Source organism: uncultured Phocaeicola sp., from assembly GCF_948499155.1.
Classification (GTDB): Bacteria; Bacteroidota; Bacteroidia; order Bacteroidales; family Bacteroidaceae; genus Phocaeicola; species Phocaeicola faecalis.
This window is the reverse complement of the sequence record NZ_CAOOSE010000028.1, coordinates 40520-51002: the sequence shown is the minus strand read 5'-3', so window position 1 is coordinate 51002 and position 10483 is coordinate 40520. Positions and strand designations below refer to the sequence as shown.

The 10483-nt window shown below is 43.7% G+C and carries 10 protein-coding genes; 5 read left to right on the top strand and 5 right to left on the bottom strand.

Features of this window, described 5'->3' with window-relative positions:
- The 3 genes from QYT14_RS15875 to QYT14_RS18905 all read right to left on the bottom strand — a co-directional run.
- Positions 1 to 632: HAD-IC family P-type ATPase (locus QYT14_RS15875; protein WP_289826391.1), on the bottom strand; the 632-nt coding region annotated here is incomplete at its 3' end.
- Between the two features lie 19 nt (positions 633 to 651).
- Positions 652 to 2358 (bottom strand): potassium-transporting ATPase subunit KdpA, encoded by a 1707-nt coding sequence (kdpA, locus tag QYT14_RS15870; RefSeq protein ID WP_288325833.1) that lies wholly within the window; start codon positions 2356 to 2358, stop codon positions 652 to 654.
- A gap of 15 nt (positions 2359 to 2373) precedes the next feature.
- Positions 2374 to 2454, bottom strand: coding sequence for a potassium-transporting ATPase subunit F (locus tag QYT14_RS18905; protein WP_178796663.1), 81 nt, complete (start codon positions 2452 to 2454; stop codon positions 2374 to 2376).
- Between the two features lie 393 nt (positions 2455 to 2847).
- Here QYT14_RS18905 and QYT14_RS15865 point away from each other — a divergent pair, with 393 nt between their 5' ends.
- Positions 2848 to 3363, top strand: coding sequence for an O-acetyl-ADP-ribose deacetylase (locus tag QYT14_RS15865; protein ID WP_288325834.1), 516 nt, complete (start codon positions 2848 to 2850; stop codon positions 3361 to 3363).
- Positions 3364 to 3865: 502 nt separating this feature from the next.
- Here QYT14_RS15865 and QYT14_RS15860 read toward each other — a convergent pair.
- Entirely contained in the window at positions 3866 to 5410 is a 1545-nt protein-coding gene (locus QYT14_RS15860; RefSeq protein WP_237037701.1) for an arylsulfatase, read from the bottom strand.
- Positions 5411 to 5436: 26 nt separating this feature from the next.
- Positions 5437 to 6780, bottom strand: coding sequence for a sigma-54 dependent transcriptional regulator (locus QYT14_RS15855; protein ID WP_288325835.1), 1344 nt, complete (start codon positions 6778 to 6780; stop codon positions 5437 to 5439).
- Between the two features lie 135 nt (positions 6781 to 6915).
- Between QYT14_RS15855 and QYT14_RS15850 the strand changes: the two genes are divergently transcribed.
- The 4 genes from QYT14_RS15850 to QYT14_RS15835 all read left to right on the top strand — a co-directional run bounded on the left by QYT14_RS15850 (position 6916) and on the right by QYT14_RS15835 (position 10386).
- Positions 6916 to 7299, top strand: a complete 384-nt coding sequence (locus QYT14_RS15850; protein WP_288325837.1) for a VOC family protein — start codon at positions 6916 to 6918, stop codon at positions 7297 to 7299.
- A 194-nt stretch (positions 7300 to 7493) separates the two neighbouring features.
- On the top strand, positions 7494 to 8720 hold the full coding sequence (locus QYT14_RS15845) for a glycine betaine/L-proline ABC transporter ATP-binding protein (RefSeq protein WP_288325838.1): 1227 nt from the start codon (positions 7494 to 7496) through the stop codon (positions 8718 to 8720).
- The gene (locus QYT14_RS15840; protein WP_288325839.1) at positions 8717 to 9541 is read left to right on the top strand and encodes a proline/glycine betaine ABC transporter permease; all 825 of its coding nucleotides are present in this window, start codon (positions 8717 to 8719) and stop codon (positions 9539 to 9541) included. The genes QYT14_RS15845 and QYT14_RS15840 overlap by 4 nt, the downstream gene beginning before the upstream one ends.
- A 2-nt stretch (positions 9542 to 9543) precedes the next feature.
- Positions 9544 to 10386, top strand: coding sequence for a glycine betaine ABC transporter substrate-binding protein (locus tag QYT14_RS15835; RefSeq protein WP_288325840.1), 843 nt, complete (start codon positions 9544 to 9546; stop codon positions 10384 to 10386).
- The last annotated feature ends 97 nt before the right edge of the window (positions 10387 to 10483 follow it).

Sequence of the window (10483 nt, the reverse complement as noted above, 5' to 3'; positions counted from 1 at the left end):
TTCTGGCGGGATGCGCCTTCCACCAATGCAATCATCTTATCCAGGAAACTTTCACCCGGCTGGGTGCTTACCATTACTTTTATCTGGTCGGACAAGACTTTTGTTCCGCCTGTTACAGAACTTTTATCACCGCCTGCCTCACGAATGACCGGAGCGGATTCGCCTGTAATGGCACTTTCGTCGATAGAGGCGAGCCCTTCGATGATTTCGCCATCGGCAGGAATTACATCTCCGGCTTCACACACAAAAATATCTCCTTTCTTTAGTTGGGAACTGCTGACGGTTATTAATTTCCCGTTCAGAATTTTTTTGGCCGGAGTTTCTTCACGGGTCTTGCGCAGAGTGTCGGCTTGTGCTTTGCCACGCGCTTCGGCAATGGCTTCGGCAAAGTTGGCGAACAGCAAGGTGATAAACAGGATAACGAAGACCCACAAATTGTACATAAAGGAACCTTGTGAATCGTTCACGATGGAGTAGAGCATGACCGTAAACATGATGGCCGTACAGACTTCTACCGTAAACATGATAGGATTCTTTATCATCACTCGCGGATTCAGTTTCACGAATGATTGCTTGATACTGTCCATAACTTGCTCCTTTTGAAATAAAGAAGCTGATTTATTATTTTTCATCTTGTATAAACTTGTTTTATTATAAACTTAAGTGTTCGGCAATAGTGCTTAACGCATGTGCAGGGAAGAACGACAAGGCGGCAACGATAAAGATGACAACAAAAGTCATGATTCCGAATGTCACGGTATCTGTTTTCAGCGTTCCGGCACTTTCGGGGATATATTTCTTCTTGGCCAGCAAGCCTGCGATAGCCACTTGCCCGATGATGGGAAGAAAACGGCCAAGAATCAAAACCAAACCGCAAGAATAGTTCCAGAACCAGGTATTATCTCCCAAGCCTTCAAAGCCCGAACCGTTATTGGCCGCACAGGATGTATATTCATAAAACATTTCACTCAGTCCATGATAACCGGGATTATTCAACCAGCCGCCTTCACTTTCTACAAACTGGGGGGCGTGAACGAATAAGTAAGCGGCAAGAGCCGTACCGACCAGGATAATAAACGGATGAAGCAAGGCCACGATAGAAGCTATTTTCATTTCCCGCGCTTCCACCTTCTTTCCCAGAAATTCGGGGGTACGTCCTACCATCAGTCCACTGATAAATACAGCGATTATAATAAAGGTGAAATAATTCATCCAACCTACACCCACACCGCCAAACCACGTGTTAATCTGCATATTCAGCATTTCAACCATACCCGATAGCGGCATGGTAGAATCGTGCATACCATTTACCGAACCATTGGAAGTGACCGTAGTAACGACGCTCCACAGAGCTGTGCCGGCAGCACCTATGCGCACTTCCTTGCCTTCCACGGCGCCGTTATCCTGAGCGATACCCAGGGCGTCAATCCTTGGGTTTCCGCCTGTCTCCTGATAAACATTAACAAACACACCGATAAGGAAAGCGACAAGCATCACACCATAGATGCTGTACCCCAACTTCTTACGTTTCAGATAGAACCCGAAAGCGAATGCCATCGCCATAGGAAGGACAAGAATAGCCCAGCACTCTACCATATTAGTAAGGTAAGTGGGATTTTCCAGCGGATGGGAAGAATTCACACCGAAATAACCGCCGCCATTGGTTCCCAGTTGCTTGATAGGGACAATGGCCGCCGTCGGGCCTTGTGATACATATTGCTTCGCTCCTTCCAAAGTGGTCACTTCCATTTTGCCGTCAAATCCCATCGGGGTTCCTTGGATAATCAGCATAAAGCCGACAATCAGCGAAAGCGGCAGCAAAATACGTGTGCAGCTCAATACCATGAAGTTCCAAAAATTGCCGATGGTCTGTGTGGTCTTTGCCGCCAACGCTTTCATTACACCTGCCATGGCAGCCATACCCGTTGCAGCCGTAATAAACTGGAACAACATGATAACAAACAATTGTGTGAAATAAGTCAGCCCGCTTTCACCGCTATAATGCTGCAAGTTGCAGTTTACCATAAAACTGATGCAAGTATTAAAGGCCTGGTGTGCGGTCTGCCCGATGTTTCCATCCGGATTAAGCGGCAACACACCTTGAGTAACCAGCAGCACCATCCCCCAAAGGAACCAGAAGAGGTTCACCACCAACAATGCCCTCAAGAACTGTTTCCAGTTCATTTCCTCATGAGGGTTAATGCCACTCAGCTTGAACATCATCCGTTCAACGGGTTTCATAAAATCCGACCAAGTCTTTTCACCTTTATAAACCTTAGCGATATATTTTCCGATCGGGTAACTTAAAGTCACCATCAGAACGATTTGCGCTATAACACCTAAAATTTCAGTATTCATAACCTTCTTGCTTTTTTAAAATTTCTCCGGCTTGATGAGGACATACATCATATAGCCGAACATAATCACACTAACTACAAATAATGCCGTGTACATAACTTGTTTCTCCTTTCTGTTTTTAGATTTTCTCGAACCAGTCTATACATTTAAAGAATAGCCCGAAGCAAGCTATGCCGCTCAGGGTGCAAACTGCAAATCCGATTGAAAATAAATCCATAATTTCATTTTTTAATTAATACTATTGTTTACTTGCCCTGCTAAGATGCCAATAGTATGCCATTATCGAGAACAAGAATGTAAGTGGTTGATTTATATGAACATATAGCAACAAGGGGGAAAAGAGGGGAGAGGAAGACCTTTTCAAAATGAAAAGGGAAGAATATCAAAACAGGAGAATGAAGGATTTATTTGCAGCGGAATGCCTTCGTTTTTTAATTAATTGTATAGCTTTGTACGAAGGATTTAATACAGAAAAAACAGGAAGAAGACATGAAGAAAATAAATGTTATCGTAGCCGACATCACTACGTTAAAAGTGGATGCCATTGTGAATGCGGCCAACAGTTCGCTACTGGGTGGCGGCGGTGTGGACGGAGCTATCCACCGGGCTGCCGGACCTGCATTGCTGGCGGAATGCAGGACATTGGGCGGTTGCCCCACCGGTGAGAGCAAGATAACCGATGCATACAACCTGCCTTGTAAGAAAGTAATTCACACCGTAGGGCCCGTATGGTATGGGGGAACTCATGGAGAAGCCGAGAAGCTAGCCTCATGCTATCGCACCAGTTTTGCGTTGGCCAAGGAGAACGGCATCCAGAGCATTGCCTTTCCCTGTATCAGTACCGGGGTGTACCGTTATCCCAAGGAAGAGGCGGCACGTATCGCATTGAACGTTATCGGGGAAGAGATGGCACACGGCTATGAGGGTGAGGTGACGGTGTGTTGTTTCTCGGAAAAGGATGCCGAAGTGTATCGAAAGATAGGTGCTCCTGATTTCAGGCAATAAAGGGAAGAGTAAGCCGTTTCTTAGGGTCAACCAAGGTCTTTTAAACGGAAGATTATTACAGACTCCGGCAGTGGACTGTACAGTCCACTGTAATAGACTATACAGTCTACGGCAACGGACTATACAGTCCATTGTGGGAGACTGTAGTAATTCGACTAATAGACAGGCATAATCGAAAGGACGAAAACGCTTAGGCCGGCTAATGAAACGACCTAGGGAGTTCAAGACGTATGCAGAGTAAAGAAAACGGAAGAGATAACATCCGGTGACAAGTGTATGCTTGATATATTAAATCCCCAAGAATAATAACTGGCCCTGTATTTTTTGTAAAAATACACGTGTCTTACAATTTGACTCTGACGGAATAACAAATTCAGGGGATGAAGTGAAGGAATAGAAGGATGAAGAAAAGTTTTTGCCCCAATGATATTTATCCCCTCACAGTAATGGGATGATAAACACATCAGGGCAAAAACTATATTTTAATGCAAAGGGAAGGGATTTAATAACGTGTTACTTTATCCGTATGTCCTTTCAAATACTCAAAACGATTGATTAACTTGCCCAATAATTCCGGATATTTCTCGGCCAAATTATTTTGCTGACCGATATCCTCTTTCAGATTATACAATTTATATCCGTATCCCAAACCGATAAATTCACCATCTTCCTTGCTGTACGGATTATAATAAGGAGGAATCAATGCCCAATCGCCTTGGCGGTATGCATAATTAAACATCCCTTCAATAACCAGTTCCTTGCGTCCTTCCTTGCTTTTGCCCAAGAAAGCATCTAATGTGTTCTCACTATCCACCTGGTCGGGATAAGTCTGTCCCAGCAACGCTGCAAACGAAGCCAACAGGTCCATTTGGCAAACAAAAGCATCGGAAACTTGCGGTTTTACCTGAGCCGGCCAACGCAACATAAACGGTATTCGTGTTCCACCGTCAAACATACTGGTTTTACCGCCACGTAATGGGCCTGCAATCTTGTGATCGCCTACCAATTCTTCTGCCTGATCTTTGTATCCGTCATCAAGTACCGGACCATTATCGCTGGTAAAAATCACAATCGTATTTTCCGTCAATCCCAGCTTATCCAATTCTTTCAAAAACTCACTTACACACCAGTCAGCCTCCAGAATAACATCTCCGCGAGGGCCCATGCCCGATTTCCCTGCAAAACGTTCGTTGGGAACACGAGGCACGTGCGGTTGGTGAAGACCATAATATAAAAAGAAAGGTTTATCTTTATTATCATCCACAAATTGCTTGGCTTTGTTCAAGAACAGTTCCGCCATCTCTTCATCTTTCCACTGAGCAGCTTTTCCCCCTTTTTGAAAGCCGATGCGAGGCACTCCATTGACGATAGAGCCCGCATGACCTACGCTGGGATGCATACGGAGCAACTCAGGATTATTCTTTCCGGTAGGTTCACCGGGAAAATTCTTCCGATAATCGACATAAAGAGGATCGTTAGGGTCTAATCCCACGACTTTCCCATTTTCAAGGAAAACACAGGGTACGCGATCATTAGTCGCTGCTTGAATAAAGGAATAGTCATATCCTATCTCTGCTGCACCAGGATTGACCTCTTTATTCCAATCTACATTTCCATCTCCCAATCCGATATGCCATTTACCTACCGACCCCGTAGCATAACCAGCTTGCTTCATCAGTTTGGGAAGCGTTATTTTTTGGGTGTCAATAATTAAAGCGGCATTTCCGGGAAGGATTTTGGCATCGACATTACTCCAGGGATATTTACCGGTCATAACCGAATAACGGCTGGGAGTAGAAGTTGCCGCTGTACAAAATCCTTGTGTGAAGCGAATGCCTTCATTGGCAATGCGATCCATTCCGGGAGTCTGAATGCGGTGAGCTCCATAGCAGCTTAAATCACCATATCCCAAATCGTCGGCAACGATCAAAATAACATTGGGCTGTTTATCTTTCTGTTCTTGTTGGGGTTGCAAGTTGGCAGCCATTGCAACTGTTGGCAAAGATGCGCTTGCCATCAGGCCTAAAGTGTAACTGAATAACTTCATATCATAATAATTTTAAGTGTTTTTCATTAAAGGGTTATCCCATATTCTTCTATTTTACGATAAAGTGTAGTCAAACCTATTTTCAATAAACGTGAGGCTTCGGTCTTATTTCCTTTGGTGTATTGCAGCACTTTAGCAATATGACGTTTCTCCATAGCGGCCAGTTCAAATTCCGAATAATTACTGCCGGCATTGTCTTCCAGCCGGGCGTTCTGTATTTCGATAGGAAGGTCCTGCAAGGTGAGCTGTCTGTCGCAGACAATCATGCTGCGTTCTATCACATTACGCAATTCACGGATATTTCCTCTCCAATCGGCAGCTTTCAAAGCGGTCAGAAACTCCGGTGTCATTCCTTCCACTTGTTTCCCTAGTTTCTTTGAAAAGAGCCGGATAAAGGTTTCCGCTAAAAGCTCGATGTCTTCTTTACGCTCGCGAAGAGGAGGGAGGTGTATCTGGAAAACGGATAGGCGATAATAAAGGTCTTCGCGGAAATGACCCTGTTCTATTTCTTTTTTCAAATCACGGTTGGTGGCCGAGATGATGCGGACATTCACTTTCGTCGGTTTCGTGTCGCCTATCTTTATATATTCTCCGGCTTCGAGCACACGGAGCAATTTGGCTTGCAGTTCGAATGCCATCTCACCGATTTCATCCAGAAAGATCGTTCCGTTGTCGGCCACCTCGAACAAGCCCTTCTTGTCTTTCATCGCTCCGGTAAACGAACCGGCTTTATGACCGAATATCTCGCTTTCAAGCAAATCTTTACTAAAGGCGGAACAGTTTACCGCTACAAAAGCGTTCTCTTTACGAAGACTGTTACGATGGATGGCTTGTGCGAAGACTTCTTTTCCTGTTCCTGTTTCGCCGGTAAGCAACACTGTGACATCGGTTGCTGCCACTTTCCGGGCCAAAGCGACCGTTTGTTGCATGCAGGCCGACTTGCCTTTGATGGTTTCAAAAGAATAGGTATGTGCTTCTTCCGGTTTTGCTTTTTCTCCTATATTCTTTTTAGCTTGCTCCATGGCGCGGCTAATGACAGGGATAATCTTGTTGTTATCGTCTCCTTTGGTGATATAGTCGAAAGCCCCGTTCTTAATAGCCTGTACCCCGTCGGGGATGTTGCCGTGAGCCGTCAATAAAATAATTTCGAGTTCGGGATAGAGCTTTTTCATGGTGACAACCAAATCGACTCCATTGCCATCGGGCAGAAAGACATCGCACAATGCCACCTGGGGAGTGTGCTGTTTTAATTGTTTTAAAGTAGATTGGCAATCAGTCGCTTGGAAAACCTCGTAGCCTTCCAGTTCCATCATACGCGAAAGAAGTTTGCGTATCTGCGGTTCGTCATCAATTATCAAAATGCTATCCATATTCATCTTATTTGTTTCACAAAGATAGAACAAAATAGCATTCCACAAAAGATTAGCCGCCTTCTATTTTCTAAAAAACGAATTCTTATTATCTTTGCCATTACAAAACAAGACTTCTTTTAATCAGATAAGTTTATGAAACTGAATGCCGTACATCATATTGCCATTATTTGCTCCGACTATGAAAAGTCTAAAGCTTTTTATCAGAATTTAGGATTTGAAGTAAAGAATGAATATTTCAGAAGTGAAAGAAATTCCTATAAAACGGATCTGTCTTTAAACGGGACTTATACCATCGAGTTATTCTCTTTTCCCAATCCTCCCCATCGGTTATCCTATCCCGAAGCTACCGGATTACGGCATATCGCTTTTGAAGTAGACAATATAGAAACTGCCCTTCAAGAACTGGATGCAAAAAACATTCCTCACGAAATGGTCAGAATAGATGAATATACCGGAAAGAAATTCATATTCTTTAAAGACCCGGATGATTTGCCCATCGAATTTTATGAGAAATAATCACCGCCCATATCTTTCTCTCCACTCCCTACGGGAGTAAATGGCAGAATACTGTTAAATCAATATTTTTTCGGATAATTAAAAGATTTGTCCGATGAACCATTTTATATTTTCTTTCGTTAAATAAAACGGAAGCAGCTTCTTCATGCCCCTTCACTTCCCCTATTCTTATTAATTTAAACCCTATATAAACGATGAATAAAATAGAAATTAAAGACCTATATCTTATTTTCGGTTCGGAGAAACAAAAGGCTCTCCGAATGCTGAAAGAAGGAAAAAGCAAAAATGAAATATTAAAAGCCACCGGTTGCACCGTCGCCGTGAAAGATGCGAATCTGGATATCCACGAAGGTGAGTTTTTCGTCATCATGGGATTATCGGGCAGTGGAAAATCAACCTTGCTCCGCTGCATCAACCGGTTGATAAAACCCACAAAAGGACAAATCTTAATCAATGGCAAGGATATCACTACCGCATCCGATAAGGAATTGCTGGATATGCGCCGCCACGAGATTTCGATGGTGTTTCAAAATTTTGGTTTGCTTCCTCACCGTAGTGTGTTGAGCAACATTGCCTTCGGATTGGAGTTGCAAGGCGTTCCCAAACAGGAACGCGAAAAGAAGGCCATGAAAAGCATGGAAATCGTCGGACTGAAAGGTTATCAGAATCAAATGGTGAGCCAATTGTCCGGAGGTATGCAACAACGGGTGGGACTGGCCCGCGCCTTGGCAAACAATCCCGAGGTGTTATTAATGGATGAAGCCTTTTCTGCACTCGATCCGTTAATACGTGTCCAGATGCAGGATGAAATGCTGGCTATACAGTCCAAAATGAAGAAAACGATTATTTTCATTACCCACGATTTGAATGAAGCCATCAAATTGGGTGACCGCATCGCCATCATGAGGGATGGGGAAATCGTACAAGTGGGAACTTCCGAAGAAATCCTGACCGAACCTGCCAATGATTACGTGGCACGTTTTGTCGAGAATGTAGACCGAAGCAAGATTGTCACGGCTGGTAGCATTATGATTACCCATCCGGCAGTCGCCCGTTTGCGTAAAGAAGGCCCTGAGGTGCTAATTAGAAAAATGAAAGAAAGAGATATTACCGTACTTCCCGTGATAGACGAAAATGATAAATTGATTGGAGAAATCACACTGGAAGATGCTGCCATTCTCCGCCACAAAGGGATTAAGTCTATCAAGACCGCCATACTGAGTGAAGTGCATTCTGTTACGGAGGATACTAAAATAGAAGATTTGCTTCCATTGATTACCAAGACCAATTCACCCATCTATGTGGTTGATGAGGAACGTGAATTAAAAGGATTGATTCCCCTTTCATCCATTGTAGTAGAGATGACCGGAAAAGATAAAAACGAAATTAACGAACTTATTCAAAACGCAATCGAATTATGATAAATATCGGAAAATATATAGAAATAGCCATCAATTGGCTGACAGAAAACTTCGCACCTTTTTTTGATGCGGTTAATGTCGGAATAGGGGGCTTCATAGACGGATTCCAAAATGTATTGATGTGGATTCCTTTTTATGTGACTATTGCCCTGCTGACCCTTCTCGCCTGGTATAAATCAGGAAAAGGGGTAGGGGTATTCACCGCCTTGGGTTTATTACTCATTTGGGGAATGGGATTTTGGAATGAGACGATGCAGACATTGGCTCTGGTGCTGTCGTCTACCATAATTGCCCTGATGATCGGGCTTCCCCTTGGAATATGGAGCGCCAACAGCAAGCGGTGTGATAAAATTCTGCATCCCATCCTCGACTTGATGCAGACGATGCCTGCTTTTGTCTATCTGATACCGGCCGTTCTCTTTTTCGGGTTGGGAAGTGTGCCCGGTGCATTTGCAACCATCATCTTCGCCATGCCTCCGGTGGTACGTTTAACCAGTCTGGGCATTAAGCAGGTTCCTAAAAATGTGGTAGAAGCATCCCGTTCTTTCGGAGCAACCCCCACACAGCTATTATTCAAAGTACAATTGCCTTTGGCATTACCCACCATCATGACAGGCATTAACCAAACCATCTTGATGTCGCTTTCAATGGTAGTAATCGCAGCGATGATTGCTGCCGGTGGTTTAGGGGAAATCGTATTAAAAGGTATCACGCAAATGAAAATCGGTTTAGGCTTTGAAGGAGGTATCGCAGTAGTTATCCTTGCAATTATTTTGGATCGCATCACGCAAGGGCTTGGAAAACAAAAGAAAGGGAAATAAGCATGAAAAGAATACTTTATTTTTTATCTTTCCTCTTGCTGCTCACATCGTGTAGCGGAAAGAAAGACAATAAAACAATCAGCATAGGATATATAAACTGGGATGACGGCATCGCTTTAACCCACTTGGTAGAAGTGATTTTGGAGCAACAGGGTTACCGGGTGATACTGAAAAACGCCGATCCTGCACCTATCTATGCTACCATGGCGCGTGGCAAAGTGGATTTGCTGATGGATGCATGGCTGCCTGCCACGCAAGCGGATTATATGAAACAGTATGGCAAGAATCTGGAAATCCTCGGCGGGATTTATCCTGATGCACGCATCGGGTTGGTAGTGCCGGATTATGTACCTGTAAATTCCATTGAACAATTGAATGCCAACCGTGAGAAATTCAAAGGGGAGATTATCGGCATTGATGCAGGGGCAGGCATTATGCATGCCACCGATTTGGCGATAGAGAAGTATAAGCTCGACTATAAATTGTTAGAATCAAGCGGCCCTGCCATGACTGCTGTCCTGAAGCGTGCCATCGACGAGCACCAATGGATCGTAGTGACCGGATGGACTCCCCACTGGATGTTTACCCGCTTTAAACTCAAATTTCTGGAAGATCCGAAAGGCATTTTCGGAAAGGCGGAGATAATTACTGCCATTGCCCGGAAAGGCTTCGGCAAACAACATCCGTTTGTGGCAGAGTTAATAGGCAATATGCACATGACCACAGATGAAATCAGCAGTTTGCTGAATGATGTCTCGCAGAATGAATACAATGAGAAAGAAGGGGCAGAAAAGTGGGTAAAAGAACATCAAAGTTTAGTAGACTCCTGGATACCAAAACGTTAATTCTTTTATTAACATGGCTCTTTCTGAACAGATAAGTAATAAGAATATTTTTTTAATGCAATATACATTAAAACGAATTCTTTTTATCTGTATCTTT